At 28.1% G+C, this 14,892-nt stretch carries 17 protein-coding genes, 1 tRNA gene and 1 pseudogene; 2 read left to right on the forward strand and 17 right to left on the reverse strand.

Annotated features, from left to right (window positions below; genetic code table 11):
- Positions 1-44: 44 nt before the first annotated feature.
- The 7 genes and pseudogenes from I6H46_RS10340 to I6H46_RS09550 form a co-directional block, all read right to left on the reverse strand.
- Entirely contained in the window at positions 45-527 is a 483-nt protein-coding gene (locus tag I6H46_RS10340) for a catalase-related domain-containing protein (protein ID WP_325100600.1), read from the reverse strand.
- A pseudogene (locus I6H46_RS10345) lies at positions 524-873 on the reverse strand (catalase). Before I6H46_RS10345 ends, I6H46_RS10340 begins: the two are co-directional and overlap by 4 nt.
- A 25-nt stretch (positions 874-898) precedes the next feature.
- A complete protein-coding gene (locus I6H46_RS10355) occupies positions 899-1,180 on the reverse strand; it encodes a catalase (protein ID WP_325100603.1) in 282 nt (93 codons plus the stop codon).
- A gap of 46 nt (positions 1,181-1,226) precedes the next feature.
- On the reverse strand, positions 1,227-1,484 hold the full coding sequence (locus tag I6H46_RS10360; RefSeq protein ID WP_325100604.1) for a catalase: 258 nt from the start codon (positions 1,482-1,484) through the stop codon (positions 1,227-1,229).
- Positions 1,430-1,705, reverse strand: coding sequence for a hypothetical protein (locus tag I6H46_RS10365; protein WP_325100605.1), 276 nt, complete (start codon positions 1,703-1,705; stop codon positions 1,430-1,432). Before I6H46_RS10365 ends, I6H46_RS10360 begins: the two co-directional genes overlap by 55 nt.
- A gap of 147 nt (positions 1,706-1,852) precedes the next feature.
- Positions 1,853-2,026, reverse strand: a complete 174-nt coding sequence (locus I6H46_RS09545; RefSeq protein WP_234287365.1) for a hypothetical protein — start codon at positions 2,024-2,026, stop codon at positions 1,853-1,855.
- Positions 2,023-2,184: a hypothetical protein gene (locus tag I6H46_RS09550; protein WP_234287366.1), complete on the reverse strand. Its 162-nt coding sequence runs from the start codon at positions 2,182-2,184 to the stop codon at positions 2,023-2,025. The genes I6H46_RS09545 and I6H46_RS09550 overlap by 4 nt, the downstream gene beginning before the upstream one ends.
- 380 nt (positions 2,185-2,564) lie before the next feature.
- On the opposite strand from I6H46_RS09550, the gene I6H46_RS00220 reads away from it, so the two are divergent.
- A complete protein-coding gene (locus tag I6H46_RS00220) occupies positions 2,565-4,682 on the forward strand; it encodes a metallophosphoesterase family protein (RefSeq protein ID WP_200225886.1) in 2,118 nt (705 codons plus the stop codon).
- Between the two features lie 55 nt (positions 4,683-4,737).
- Here the strand turns inward: I6H46_RS00220 and I6H46_RS00225 are convergent, their stop codons facing one another.
- The 7 genes from I6H46_RS00225 to I6H46_RS00255 form a co-directional block, all read right to left on the reverse strand.
- A complete protein-coding gene (locus I6H46_RS00225) occupies positions 4,738-5,514 on the reverse strand; it encodes an enoyl-CoA hydratase-related protein (protein WP_004839134.1) in 777 nt (258 codons plus the stop codon).
- A 373-nt stretch (positions 5,515-5,887) separates the two neighbouring features.
- The gene (locus tag I6H46_RS00230) at positions 5,888-7,366 is read right to left on the reverse strand and encodes a DUF1846 domain-containing protein (RefSeq protein WP_070606107.1); all 1,479 of its coding nucleotides are present in this window, start codon (positions 7,364-7,366) and stop codon (positions 5,888-5,890) included.
- 103 nt (positions 7,367-7,469) lie between these two features.
- The gene (locus tag I6H46_RS00235; RefSeq protein WP_019117416.1) at positions 7,470-8,603 is read right to left on the reverse strand and encodes an FAD:protein FMN transferase; all 1,134 of its coding nucleotides are present in this window, start codon (positions 8,601-8,603) and stop codon (positions 7,470-7,472) included.
- 24 nt (positions 8,604-8,627) lie between these two features.
- Positions 8,628-9,098, reverse strand: a complete 471-nt coding sequence (locus tag I6H46_RS00240; protein WP_004839137.1) for a hypothetical protein — start codon at positions 9,096-9,098, stop codon at positions 8,628-8,630.
- A complete protein-coding gene (gene glgB, locus I6H46_RS00245; protein ID WP_019117415.1) occupies positions 9,091-10,896 on the reverse strand; it encodes a 1,4-alpha-glucan branching protein GlgB in 1,806 nt (601 codons plus the stop codon). Before glgB ends, I6H46_RS00240 begins: the two co-directional genes overlap by 8 nt.
- A 1-nt stretch (position 10,897) precedes the next feature.
- Positions 10,898-11,512, reverse strand: a complete 615-nt coding sequence (gene udk, locus I6H46_RS00250; protein ID WP_019117414.1) for a uridine kinase — start codon at positions 11,510-11,512, stop codon at positions 10,898-10,900.
- A gap of 2 nt (positions 11,513-11,514) precedes the next feature.
- Positions 11,515-12,459 (reverse strand): NAD(P)-dependent oxidoreductase, encoded by a 945-nt coding sequence (locus I6H46_RS00255; protein ID WP_019117413.1) that lies wholly within the window; start codon positions 12,457-12,459, stop codon positions 11,515-11,517.
- An 88-nt stretch (positions 12,460-12,547) separates the two neighbouring features.
- Between I6H46_RS00255 and I6H46_RS00260 the strand changes: the two genes are divergently transcribed.
- Positions 12,548-12,946 carry a VOC family protein gene (locus I6H46_RS00260; protein ID WP_019117412.1) on the forward strand — a complete coding sequence of 133 codons (399 nt, stop codon included), beginning with the start codon at positions 12,548-12,550 and terminating at the stop codon, positions 12,944-12,946.
- Between the two features lie 25 nt (positions 12,947-12,971).
- On the opposite strand, the gene I6H46_RS00265 is transcribed toward I6H46_RS00260, so the two are convergent.
- The 3 genes from I6H46_RS00265 to I6H46_RS00275 form a co-directional block, all read right to left on the reverse strand.
- Entirely contained in the window at positions 12,972-13,445 is a 474-nt protein-coding gene (locus tag I6H46_RS00265; RefSeq protein ID WP_004839142.1) for a nucleoside deaminase, read from the reverse strand.
- 93 nt (positions 13,446-13,538) lie between these two features.
- Positions 13,539-13,615: transfer RNA gene (locus I6H46_RS00270), tRNA-Arg, on the reverse strand.
- A gap of 46 nt (positions 13,616-13,661) precedes the next feature.
- Positions 13,662-14,885: a D-alanyl-D-alanine carboxypeptidase family protein gene (locus I6H46_RS00275; RefSeq protein ID WP_019117411.1), complete on the reverse strand. Its 1,224-nt coding sequence runs from the start codon at positions 14,883-14,885 to the stop codon at positions 13,662-13,664.
- Positions 14,886-14,892: the final 7 nt, after the last annotated feature.

Consider the following 14,892-nt stretch of genomic DNA (forward strand, 5'->3'; position numbering starts at 1 on the left):
TTATTTTTATTTTATTTAAAGTAAATATGGATCGTCTTCTGGTTTTATAAATTTTTAGGATCATAGTCTGTTTTTATTTCTTCCCATTCTTTCATAGACAAATCTTTGCTAGGTTTATCCAATTCTTTATGAGCATTGTTTGCTTTATAATTTGCTTGTCTTGAATCCCTTTTACTTAATTCTAAATCAACATCATTAATGTCAATTTCTAAAACCTTAGCAAGTCTTTCTCCATAATCTTTATCTGCTTGATAGCAATGATTTATCCATCTATGTTTAATTTGTAGCGTCGTATCTTTCATGTGTCTTGCAGTATTTTCACATAAAACTTCTTTTTGATCGTCTGTCATTGCTCTATAAAGCATTCCTGGTTGAGTGTAATAATCTTGATCTTCTTTTCTATAATCATATCTATAAACATCTCCACCATTTTGTTTTGGCTCATATCCTTTAGGATCTTCTTCCCAATTTCCATAAGAATTTGGTTCATAATGATTTTCTCCACCAAGATTTCCATCAATTCTCATAAGACCATCTCTATGCCAAGGATGATAATCTTTTTATTCATTCCCTTTGGAGAATTTACTGGAATTTGATTATGATTAACTCCAAGTCTATATCTTTGAGCATCTCCATACATCAAAATTCTTGATTGCAGCATCCTATCTGGAGAAAATGAAATTCCTGGAACATTATTTCCTGGACTAAATGCAGATTGTTCTACATCTTGAAAATAATTTTCCGGATTTTTATTTAATTCAAATTCTCCAACTTCGATGAATGGATGATCTTTTTTAACCACATCTTTGTCAAATCAAATGGATTTACTTCCATATTATTAGCTTCATCTTCACTCATAACTTGAATATACATCTTCCACTTAGGATATTTCTTTTTTCTATAGCCTCAAAAGATCTCTTTGATGTGAATCAGGATCCATTCCTTTTACTTTTTCAGCTTCTTGGTCTGTAAGATTTTGAATTCCTTGTTGGGATCTAAAATGAAATTTTACCCAAGTTCTTTCATTATCTTCATTAATTAAAGAATAAGTGTGAGAACCAAACCCATGCATATATCTATAAGATGATGGAATTCCTCTGTCACTCATTGTAATTGTTACTTGAAGAAGAGATTCTGGCAACGAAGACCAAAAATCCCAATTGCTATTAGGACTTCTCATGTTATTTTTTGGATCTCTTTTACAACGCGATTTAAATCTATAAATTTCATAGGATCTCTAAAGAAAATACTGGAGTATTATTTCCAACTAAATCCCAGTTACCTTCTTCTGTATAAAATTTTAGAGCAAATCCTCTAATATCTCTATCTGCATCTGCAAATCCTCTTTCTCCTGCAACAAGAGAAAATCTTGCAAACATTTCTGTTTTCTTTCCTACTTTAGAAAAAATTTTTGCCTTAGTATATTTGCTTATATCATTTGTAACTGTAAATGTTCCAAAAGCTCCTGAACCTTTTGCGTGCATTCTTCTTTCAGGAATAACTTCTCTATTAAAATGAGCATTTTTTCAAAAAGCCAAGTATCTTCAAAAACTATTGGACCTCTTCTTCCTGCTGTCATTGAATCTTGATTATTTTCTACTGGAGCTCCAGAAGCTCTTGTAATTTTAGGATTTTCGCCCTTAGTATTATTTCTACTAGGTAAGTTGTCTCCTAAATTATTCTTATCCATTGGATTTTTTTTCATATTCCCTCCTTCTTAATAAATATTTTCATCTATTTTAAATATACCCTAAGAAGAATCTTTGAAACTTAGAAGATTAGAAGAAATATCTTTTAATAATTTAAAATATTTAAAATTTTATTTCTGTATTCAATAAATTTATCACTTGTCCTATCTCTTGGATAGTCCAAATTTATATCTACAACTTCTTTTACCTACAGGCCTTGGCTCCATTATTATAATTTTTGTAGACATATAAACAGCTTCTTCTACATCGTGAGTTACCATAATCATTAAATTTTTAATTTCTTGCCACAAATTTAAAATTTCATCTTGCAAATTCATTCTTGTAAAAGCATCAAGGCTTCCCAAAGGCTCATCAAGTAAAATATTTCTGGTTTTGAAATCATAGTTCTAATCAACGAAACTCTTTGTGCCATTTTTCCTGACAATTCTTTTGGATAAGAATTTTTAAATTCTATAAGTCCAACTTTTTTTAGCATTTTATCAATTTCTTTCTCATCAATTTTCTCTTCGTTTTTAATGATCCAGAAAATCCTACATTTTCTCCAACGCTTAGCCAAGGAAAAAGCCTAGGTTTTTGAAAGACCATGCCCTTTCTTGATGACGGTTTATCAATAATTTTTTATCTAATAAAATTTCCCCTTGGCTTGGTTTTATTAAACCAGAAATTAATTGTTTTTTTATTATGAAATCAATTATGCGAATTCCTATTAATTTAGTAAAAATTAATTTTAAATTTTTTCCAAATAAAATTAATAATTGTAAATCAATAAAACTCTAAAATTTATAATTCTATATTTCTCCTTATTTTTATTTTTTACTTATGGTATATTAAAATTAAGAAAAAGGAAATGATAGTATGGAAAATAATAAAAAAATAAGCCTCAGCATTCTTTCTGATATTCATATTTTGGCAAGATCTTTGATGGCTAATAATAAAGAATTTAATATGGCTATCAAATATGACAGAAAATTTTTGGTTGAAGGCGAAGGGCTTTTAAAAAAAGCATTAGAGCTTGCAAGTCTTAATGATAGCAAATATATAATAATTCCTGGCGATTTGACAAAAGATGGAGAAAAAAAATCACATCTAGAAGTTATGGAAATTTTAAAATCTTGGACCTATGAAAATCCACAAAGAAAAATATTTTTAATTCCAGGAAATCATGATATAAATAACAAGCAGGCTTTTGATTATAAAAACCTCAAAAAGACTGATTATATTGAACCTAGAGATTTTTTTGAAATATATGATTTTTTGTACAAAGATAAGGTTTTGGAATTTTATAAAAATTCTAATATTTTCAAATCTCATCTAGATTTTGTAAATCAAAAATTTAACAGAGATTTTAAATATTCTTATTATTGCCAAGGATATGGCTCTTATCTTGCAAGAATTGATAATAATTTAGAAAATAAAAATTCTCTAACTTTACTTTTTATTGACACTTCAATTTATTCTTGTGATTATGAACAAAATCATAAGGATGGCAAAACAAATGTGGTTGGAGCTCTTGATAAAAATGTTATGAAATGGGCGATTGAAAAAATTGATGAGGCAAAAGGTAGAAAAGATATGATTTTTGTAATATCTCATCATGCTTTTATTCCAAATTTTAGAGATCAAAGACTCGTCTTGGGACCTTTTATAATAAAAAATTGGAATGAAAAATATATTGACGATGATCCTAGAATAAATGATAAGCTTCCAATTGAAGTTTTGGCAGATATGGGGGTAAAATTTTTATTTACAGGTCACCTGCATGAAAATGGAACTGCAAAATATAAATCTGTTTTTGGAAATGAAATATTTAATATTCAAACTGGCTCAACTGTAACCTATCCTCTTCCAATAAGACACATTAATGTTTTGGATGATATAGAAGAATTTAATGGATTTTCTGTTGATTTAAAAACTCAATTAATCAAATCTTTTTCTTACGAAAATTTATCAGGAGAAACCATAAAAATAGAAAATTCAATTGCCTACGCTCTAGAAAATCAATTATCACTAAAAGATGTTTTGTTTAATTACGTTCATTCCATGGCAAAAAATCCTATGATTTCTGAAATGAATATTAAAAAATTTTTAATTGATAGGATAAACACAGCTTTAAAAATAAATCTTCCAAAAGAAGGATATATAGGAGAAATTTTAAAATTTTACAAGGATAAATTCCCAATTCATATTGAAAAATTAGGTTTTATAAATATTTTTGATGCAGATGGGGAAATGTTTATAAAAATTGATTCATACAGGTCTCACGCCATAATAAAAGCAAAAGACTTAGAAGAATGCCTAGAAATTTTGATTGAGCAATTTGAAGAAAAAATAATTACAACAGACAATATAATTTATTATTATGATAAGCTTATGAAAAAAGGTATTTCTATGCCAATTTCAAAAGATGGTCATAGCTTATATGATTTTTCAAATTATATTTATCAATACAAGGCGCTTGATGAAAAGACAACTCCATCTTATGTAGTTGAATTTATGGCAAAATTAAATAATCCAAATTATTCAATCACAGACCAAATAATTGATTATTGCCAAGATGAAATTAATGAAATTTTTGAATTTTTAACAAAAAATATAAGATTTGAAATTGATGGTTCAAAAGATAAATTTTTTGATAAATTAGTTTCTATAAAGGGAATATTTTTTAATAGTTTAATTAAATATTTAAAAAGAAAATCAAATAATTTGTTCGACCTTCTAACTTTTATTTCAAAATTTATTTTGAAAAAAAGAAGAGTTGAAGGAGTCGACCTTGCAAAATATATAGTAAATTATAAAAAAATCACAAATATAAAACAAAATTTAGGTAAAAAAATGCTAGGAAGAGCAAATCTTAGATCATATATAATAGATTTAGTAAAATCAATCAACAACGAAGTAATTGAAACTTACGAAAATGAAGATTTAAATGAAAGAGATCATTATTTTTCTTACGTAGAATACGAAGATGAATAAAAAACGGTGCTTTTGTAGAAATAATTTAATTCTACAAAAGCACCTATTTTTTTAATTAAAAATCAGATAAATCTGCTTTTCTTTTTTCAAGGAAAGCTGTCATGCCTTCTTTTTTGTCGTGAGTTTCAAAAGTTGATGCGAAAGTATTTGCTTCTAATTGAATTCCTGTGTGAAGATCAGATTCTACTCCAAGATTTATAACTTGTTTTGCAAGAGTAACTGCATAAGATGCTTTTGAAATAATTTTTTCTGCCATTTTTGTACAATAATCAATTAATTCTTCTTTTTCAACAACATGATTTACAAGACCAATTCTGTAAGCTTCGTCAGCTTTTATAGAATCTGTTGTAAAAATTAATTCTTTTGCAATTCCTTTTCCAACAAGTCTTGGAAGTCTTTGAGTTCCACCAAATCCTGGAATTATTCCAAGACCAACTTCTGGTTGACCAAATAGAGCATTCTTAGATGCAACTCTAATATCACAAGCCATAGAAATTTCACAACCACCGCCAAGTGCAAATCCATTTACAGCTGCAATCGTAACTTGTGGCATTTCTTCAAGCATATTAAAAGTTTCATAAGCAAGCATACTCATTGCTCTACCTTCTTGAGGTGTAGCATTTACCATTTCAGAAATATCAGCACCAGCTACAAAAGATTTTTCTCCGCCACCAGTAAGAATTAAAACTTTTACATCTTTTCTATCTCTTATATCTGAAAAAGTTTCATTTAATTCTTTTAAAGTTTCTGAATTTAAAGCATTTAAAGCTTTTGGTCTATCAATAGTTACATAAGCAATTTCATTTTTTACATCTACTTTTACGTTATTCATATTTTCTCCTTTAAGATTTTTTTAAAAACGCTTTCTATAAATTCATCTTATAACATTGATTAATTTTTGTCAAGCAAATATAGTAAATAGAATTATAAATTAATTCGAATTTTTTTAAAAATTTGCAAATAAAAAATTCCCTCATCGGGGAATTAAGACTATTTACAATGTATACAAACCCTCACGCTAAGAATATCATACGGAAAAATTAATTTGATTTCAAATTTTAAAATTCGTCAAAAATCGCACTGTTTGAGAGCGTAGCTCGAGTTTGCGATTTTAGAATTTTGGAATTTAGAAATCAACAATTTTTGGAGTCCGATATTCGTGCTTGAGGGTTTGTCTATGCTATCAATCCCCTATGGGGAATTTTTTAAATATTTAAATATCCTTGTGATAACACTGGATCTTGGGTGAAATTAAAGTGCATTTTTAAAAGAGTTTTTTTGTCGCTGTCGTTTAAAATTATTGTTGAGTGAGCATCAAGTCCTTTTAGCTTATTTAAATTTTCTAGTGCCAAATGACTTACTGGATTGGTTGTTGCTGATATTGAAAGAGCTATCAATACATCGTCAACTGATAAGGACTCCTCTTTTTGTTTTAAAATATCTTCTTTTAATTTCAAAACCGGCTCTAATATATGTGGAGATATTAATGGAATTTCATCATTTATTCCAGAAATTTCTTTTAAGGCATTTAAAATACAAGCTGCTGGAGATGACATTAATTTTGATTTTTTGCCTGTAACAATTTTTCCACCACCAAGCTCAATTGCAAAAATTTCTGAATTTTTTTCTTTTTGTTTTTCTCTAGCTTTTATGGCAACTATCCTATCTGATGATTCTAAATTTAGTCCGCTCATCAAAATTTCTATTTTTTCTACAGGTTTAAAGTCGGATTTTGCAAGTTTAAAATCTACTAGGGCATTGTAATATCTTCTTATTATTTCATTTTCACAGGCCTTTATTGTTTCTTTCTCATCGTCGATGCAAAAACCAACCATATTTACTCCCATATCAGTTGGAGATTTGTAAGGGCAAACTCCTGAAATTTTTTCAAACATTTGTTTTAAAATAGGAAAAGCTTCAACGTCTCTATTATAATTTACTGTTGTTTTTCCATAAGCTTCAAGATGATATGGATCAATCATATTTACATCATTTAAATCGGCTGTAGCTGCTTCATAGGCAATATTTACTGGGTGTTTTAAAGGAAGGTTCCACACCGGAAAAGTTTCAAATTTTGCATAGCCTGCGTTTATTCCTCTCTCATTTTCCAAATACATTTGTGAAAGACAAGTTGCAAGCTTTCCACTTCCAGGTCCTGGTCCTGTTATAACTACCAAGTCCCTACTTGTTTGTATATAATCATTTTTTCCAAAACCATCTTTGCTTATAATATGAGGAATATTATTTGGATAACCCTCAATATCATAAGTCTTATAATTTTTTATATTTAAACTATCAAGATATTTTCCATATTTTATAGCTGATGGTTGGTTATCGAATTGAGTTATTACTATTGAATTTACAAAAAATCCCAAATCCTCAAAAGAAGTTTTTAGCCTTAAAACTTCTGTGTCATAACCTATATCAAGATCTGATCTGATTTTATTTGATTCAATATCATTTGCGTTTATTACGATTACAATTTCTGTAATATCTTTTAATTTTTTTAACATTTGTAATTTAGAATCAGGCAAAAATCCTGGCAAAACTCTTGATGCGTGAGAATCATCAAATAACTTTCCGCCAAATTCAAGATACAACTTATCAAATTCTTTTATTCTTTCCTCTATTTTTTCCGACTGGATTTTTATATATTTATCATTATTAAAAGCTTTTTTTATCATTCCTACCTCCTAAATACAGATTATATTATATACTAGATGAAAAAATTTTTGAATATTTTTATAAAAAAAGATGCGAAATATCGCATCAATTTTTTAAAAAATTTTATTTTTCTTTTACTTCGTATTTGTCCCAATTTTCAGTTTTAAATGTATTGCCATCTTTGTCAATCCAGTAAGCTTCTGCATTAAATTTTTTGACTAATTCTTTTCCTTCTTCCAAATCTTTTATAAAAAGAGCTGTTGAAAGAGCATCTGCATAGGCAATATTATCTGTTATTACTGAAACAGATTTAAATTTTGTTGATGGATAATTTGTATCTGGATCTATAATGTGATGATATTTTTTTCCGTCAATTTCAAAATATCTTTCATAATCTCCACTTGTTACAACTGATGTCTTATTTACAGAAACTACTGAAGCATAAGGATGATCTTCTGATAGTGATGGATCTTTTATTGCAATTTTAAATTTCCCCGATGGTCTTGTAGGATTTTTTCCAATTATTGCAACATCTCCACCAACTGATAAAATTCCAGTTTGAAGTCCTTTTTCCATCAATTCTTTTTTTATTAATTCAGTTGCGTAGCCTTTTCCAATTCCACCAATATCAATTTGAACATTTTTATCATTAATGTATGCTGTTTGATTTTTTTCATCTATTTCTATGGCATCTATATTTCTATATTTTCCTGCTTCTTCGAGCTGTTTGTCTGATGGAAGCTTTATATTTTCTGGATCTTTTTCACTTTTTTCTCTTAAATCAAGCCATATTTTTAAAACTCTGCCGTATGCAATGTTTATATCGCCATCAGTTTCCTTGTACCATTTTTTTCCTTCTTTTAAAATATCAATTATTTTTTTGTCAACTTTGACTTTTTCTTTTCCAGCATTTTCGTTTATAGTGGAAAAATTATTTACCTTATCAAATTTATCATAATTATTAAATAATTTATGATATTCTGCCATTCTTTGTTCAACTAAATCTTTGTATTTGTTGAATTCTTCTTCATTTTTGCAATAAGCAGTAAAAGTTGTTATTGTGTCAAAGTATTCATAAATTGTTGCCTCAAATTTTTTCAATTGATTTTCGTCAACATTATTTGAATTGTTTGAAGAAATTTTCTTATCATCACTCAATTCACTTTTAATATTGCTTTTTGCTTCTGGTTTAACTTTTTCAATTTTTTTATTACATGATGAAAGTGCTAAACATAAGCCTAGCACTGCACAAGTCATTTTTATTTTTTTATTTTTCAAAATCTAATCCCTATTATATAAATCTATTACTACCATATCTTTATTTACTTTAATATCTTCTTCATTTGCCCAATTTAATAAAATAGCTCCAGCAATTTTTTCTCTAAATTCTTGGAGTTTATTTTCAAGTCCTAGCTCATAAATCAAATCCAAAAATTCCTCGTCAGCTGAGTATTCATTATAATTTTCAAAAAGCCTGTCCCTATCGACGCTTCCCAAATAATCCATAAAAACTTCTCTTGCAAGTTTTTTATTTACAGCTTCGCGACCTGGCATACAAACAAATTCGTCCATATTATTTTCAATATCAATATAAGATTCTTCTATATCGTCATTGTTATCCATATCATCATTTATTCTTATCAAATCCAAAGTGTCAAGATTTAACCAAATATTTTTTAAATATGAATTATCCCAAATTGTCCATTTTTCTACCAACCAAGAAAGATTGATAGCCTCTTTGTTTCTACTCATTTTCTTTTATTTCAAAAACTACAGCCTCATATTCCCAAAGCTCTAGCTCAAGATTTTCCCCCTTATTAATTTTTATATTTTCTCTTTTATATTTATCTCCACCATATTTTTCAGAAAGACTATTAATTTTTTCAACAAAAATCAAATTTTCATCATAAAAAATCGGATAAGATTTTTTATAAGTATTAGTCATATTTAATACTACCAAAAATCTTTTATCATCTGCAAGTCTTTCGTAGGCAAAAACAGAATTTATATTGTCATCAACAACTTTCCACAAAAATCCTTTTTCATCAAAATCATTTTTGTAAAAACTTGGATTGTCCTTGTAAAGGAAATTTAAATCTTTCACAAAATTTTTAAAATCTGAATGTATTGGAAATTTTAAAATATCCCAATTTAAAGATTCATTTTCATTCCATTCATCAAAAGTTGCAAATTCATTGCCCATAAAATTTAATTTTTTGCCAGGATGAGTCATTTGATAAGTATTTAATAATTTTAATTGTTTAAACCTATCTTCATAAAAACCGTTCATTTTATTTATCATTGGTTTTTTTAGATGAACTACCTCGTCATGGCTTAAAGGTAGAAGAAAATTTTCTCTGTAAAAATAAAACATAGAAAAATTAATTTTTCCTTGATATATATGCCTGTTTATTGAATCAACCTCAAAATATTTGCAAGTATCATTCATCCATCCCAAATCCCACTTGTAATCAAAACCAAGACTATCTTGTGAATTTTTTCCTGTTACAAATTCATAAGATGATGAATCTTCTGCAATTTTCATGAAATTTGGATAATCATTTGAAAGATCTCTGTTCAATTCTTTTAAAAATTTAATATTATTAGGATTTACTCCCCTATTTTTATTTCCATCATAATAAATCATATTAGAAACTGCATCAATTCTTATTCCATCGAAATGACAATTTTCTATCCAAAAATTAATAGCAGATTTCATAAAACTTCTCACATGACCTTTTGAATAATCAAAATTCAAACTTCCCCATTCAGAATATTGCAAATCTTTATAATCAGATTCGTAAAGACTAGTTCCATCAAAATATTTTAGGGCATAATAATCTTCTGCAAAATGAACAATTACAAAATCAAAAATTACTCCAATATCATTTTGGTGGCAAATCTCTACAAATTTTTGCAAATCTTTTATAGAACCATATCTTGATGACATAGCAAAAAATCCTGAAACTTGATAGCCCCAAGAAGGATAATAAGGGTGTTCTGTAACTGGCATAAGTTCTATGTGAGTATAGCCCATATCTTTTACGTAAGAAATTAATTTATCAACTATATCCAAAATATTTGGCATAGAATTATATCTTAACCAGCTTCCCAAATGAATTTCATAAATATTTACTGGTTTATCCAAATTTTTTTCTCTTTTTTCCATCCATTTTTCATCAGAAAAATCATAAGATGTATCTATAATTTTTGTGGCAAATTCTGGAGACATATCAAAATATTTTCCATAAGGATCAAATTTTTCAAATCTATTTCCTTGACTTTCTATAACATATTTATAGTAATCGCCCTCTTTTGCCTTAATAAATTTATAAAAATATCCATACTTTTCATTTTTAAACATAGGAATTTCTTGCCAATTTGAAAAATCTCCTTTGATTAAAACCCTATCAGCTTTTGGAGCATATAATCTAAAAACATATCCATCATCTTTTTTTATTGATCCAAAAATTTTATGGCCCAACTTGGAATCGCCATTTAAGTAGGATTCTATTTTTTTATAATCTACATCAAGTAACTTCACTTCCATTTTATTCCTCAATCAAATCTTCGATATGCTTAATTAAAATATCTATTCCTCTAGTATTTTTTGCTCCTCTTGGAATTATTATATCTGCATATTTTTTTGTTGGCTCAACATATTTTTCGTGCATTGGCTTTACTTGTTTTATATATTGAGTCAAAACCGATTCCAAACTCCTAGATCTTTCTTTAGTATCTCTTAAAATTCTTCTTTGAAGTCTTACGTCACTATCCGCATCAATAAAAACGCAAGTATCCAAAATATTTCTTATTCTCTCATCATACAAAACCAAAATTCCTTCAATAAGAATTATCTTTTTTGGAACAACATGAATAGTTTCTTTGCTTCTAGTATGAATATTATAATCATAGGTTGGCATATCAATTTCTTTTCCAGCCTTTAAAGCCAAAAGATCCCTTAAAAACATTTCATTGTCAAAAGATTCAGGTTTATCATAATTTAATTTTTCCCTATCTTCAAAACTAAGATCATCATGTGATTTATAATAATTGTCATGTCCAATTACATACAAATCTTTAGAAAAATAATTTTTTATATATTCAACAATAGAAGATTTTCCACTAGCAGATCCGCCTGCTATCGCTATAATTTTTGTATCCATAATTAATTTACTTTATTTACGATTTTGCCATCAAGAAACTTATATAAATTATCAAAAACAATTTCACATCTAATATCCATAGCTTCTTGAGTTAAAAATCCTACATGATTTGTAAGCACTGTGTTTTTTGCATTTCTAAGCGGATAATTTTTATCAATCGGAGGTTCCATATCAAAAACATCAATGCCAGCTCTTAACTTATCTTCATTTAATAATTTTGCCAAATAATCATTGTCAACAATTGGTCCCCTTGCACAATTTATCAAAATTGCCTTATCTTTCATAAGATCAAGTTCATTTTTTCCAATAAAACCACAAGTTTCTTTGTTTTGAGGAAGATGAATTGTAACAATATCAGAATTTTTCAAAAGCTCATCAAGGCTAACATACTTTGCACCAAGATTTTTCACTTCATCTTTTTCACTTCGACTATATGCCAAAATATTTGCACCAAAAGCCTTAAATAATTCAATAACTCTTATTCCAATTTTTCCTGTGCCAACAACTCCAACAGTTTTTCCTTTTATAATTTGACCAATGACCTTAAAAGATTCATATTCATACATATTTTTTCTGTTTTCATTAAATTTTCTCATAAGAGAAATTGTAAGACCAAGCACTAGCTCAGCGACAGAATCATCAGAATATCCGCTGGCATTTTCTACAATAATATTTTTTTCATTGCATGCTTCAATATCAACATGATTAAAACCAGTAAATGCCACATCAATTAATTTTAAATTTGTATTTTCAATTACATTTTTTGAAAATTTATTATTTGTAATTATAGCCACATCGCTGTCTTTTAATCTTTCAATTATTTTTTCATCATCAGATGCGCTTTTTTTGAAATATTGAAATTCATGACCAAGTTTTTCTATTTTTTCCTTATGACTTTCAATTATTTTATCATCAACGAGCAAAGGATCTATTAAAGAAATCTTCATTTACGCCCCCTTTATATTTTATTAATAATTTTTTATCTTGATATTATTATACTATTATGTTAAATTTAATTAAAGAAAGGAATTTAATATGGCAGTTGGTATATCATTTAAAAATGGAAAATGCTTGGAGGCTATTGAATATTATTGCGATATGTTTGACCTTGATCCGCCTGAAAAAATAATCAGATATTCTGACTTTGAACAGTATAACTTTCCCGAAGAAATCCGAGATCGAATTTATAATTCAAAATTAGAAATTTATGGAAATAATGTATATTTATTTGACACAACTGATGATAAGCATTGGACAAGTGGAAATAATGGAAGGGTTGTTATTGAAACAAACAGCGAAAATTTATATAAAGCTTATTCAAAACTTGAAAAGGAATCAAAGGTATTAATGCAACCCCAAACAATTAATAAGAAATTATTTACAACCTTGATCGATAAATACAAGGTATTTTGGCAAATTATTGCTACAATTTAATTTATTTTAAAAAAGATTCTTACCCTTATTGGCAAGAATCTTTTTTCTTTTTATTTCTCAATTTTTTAAAAAAATTTTGCAAAAGCTCTAGGCTTTCTTCTTTCATCAAACCAAATTCTGCATCTAAATAATGCAATTGGCTTCTGTCTCCTGTAATATTTGTGTTTGAACCGCAAGCTCCTCTTTTTACATCGGCAAGACCTATAACTAATCTTTTTATTCTTGAATTTATTATTGCTCCAGCACACATGGAACAAGGCTCCATTGTTACATACATTGTGCAATCTTCTAATCTAAAATCTCCAACATACTTGCTCGCCTTATCAATCGCAAGAATTTCTGCGTGTTTCAATGCAGATTTTCCTTTGTATGTATAGTTGTGACTTCTTGCAATTATTTTTTCATCTTTTACAATCACACAACCAATTGGAACTTCGTCTTCTAATCTTGCAAGCTTTGCCTCATTTATGGCTTCTTTCATATAAAAAATATCATCCATTTATTTCTCCACAATTTTAAATTATTTTAAAGTTTTTTTCAACAAAAAAAGCTATCGCTCATTTTTTTAAAATTTGCAATAGCTAAAAATATTTGGCGTCCTGAAGAGGATTCGAACCTCCGACACCCGCCTTAGGAGGGCGGTGCTCTATCCAGCTGAGCTACCAGGACCTACCCCAATAGTATAGCAGAAAAGATAGAAAAAGTAAAACTTTTTCTATCTAGCTATAATACATTCTACCAAAAAATTGCAAGCATCTGATACTGTTCTTTTTACTCTAGTAAAGTTTGATGCCTTTTGTTGATCTTTTTTGCTTATCAAATTAACTTCGTATGCTTTGTCCTTATATTTTATGTAAGCCTTGCCGAGTTTTTCATTTTTTTTGATTGGTGCTTTTATATCTTTATTAATTTTAATTTTCACACTTGGCATTGCTTTGTCTTTAATTATAAAGCCAACTGTTTTTTCTGGATATAATTCTACATATCCTTCTTTTACGGAATTAACTTTTATTGAATCGCTAGGCAAATCTTTATCTGTAAGTTTTTTATAATTAAAATATCTTGAAACGTAATAGATTAAATCGGTCATAGCTGAATTTCTAAATTCATTTTCTTCAGCTCCCATCACGATTCCTATTGCCCTAAATTCATTTTTTGGATCAAATTTGTTCATATCGATGGTTGTTGTTAAACAATGACCTGCTTCTTCTGTTGTTCCTGTTTTTAATCCATCAACGCCTTTTATTTCGTCCCTAAGTGGAATAGTTGATTTTTTGTGAATATCTTTTTTGTTATCATTAATCTCATTTATTTTTGAATATTCTAAAACATCTGGATACTTGTCAACAATTATTCTTGTAAGTTCAAATAAATCTTTTGCAGATGATGAATTTTGTTTATCATCTTCTGTATTTATTCCTGATGCATTGTAATATTTTTGACTTTTCAAATTTAATTCTTGAGCTTTTTTATTCATATCATTGGCAAAATTAGCTTCACTTCCTGAAATTGTACTTGCCAAAAGATTTGCACAATCATTGCCACTAACTACCATAAGACCTGTGAGCAATTCTTTTATTGTGTACTGTTCGCCTTCTTTAATTCCCATTGCAGAATATTCTGGCCCTGTTAAGTCTTCGGCTTCCTTAGTCCCCTTAACCTTTGTATCAAAAGAAATTTTTCCACTTTCGATTGCATCTCTTGCAAGTAAAAATGTCATAAGCTTACTCATTGATGCTATTGGATAAGTTTGATCTGCATTTTTTTGATAAAAAATATCTCCACTTTCTTGATTTCCAATCAAGTACGCTTTTACAAATTTATCAGCACCAACAATATTATCTCCGTCTTTTGCTACCGTATCATCAGCAAAAGTTTTGATTGGAGAAAATATAAACAAAAACGCCAATAAAAATGCTATAATTTTTTTCCTTTTCATTCATCCC

The organism is Anaerococcus obesiensis (genome assembly GCF_016599815.1).
GTDB lineage: Bacteria > Bacillota > Clostridia > Tissierellales > Peptoniphilaceae > Anaerococcus > Anaerococcus vaginalis.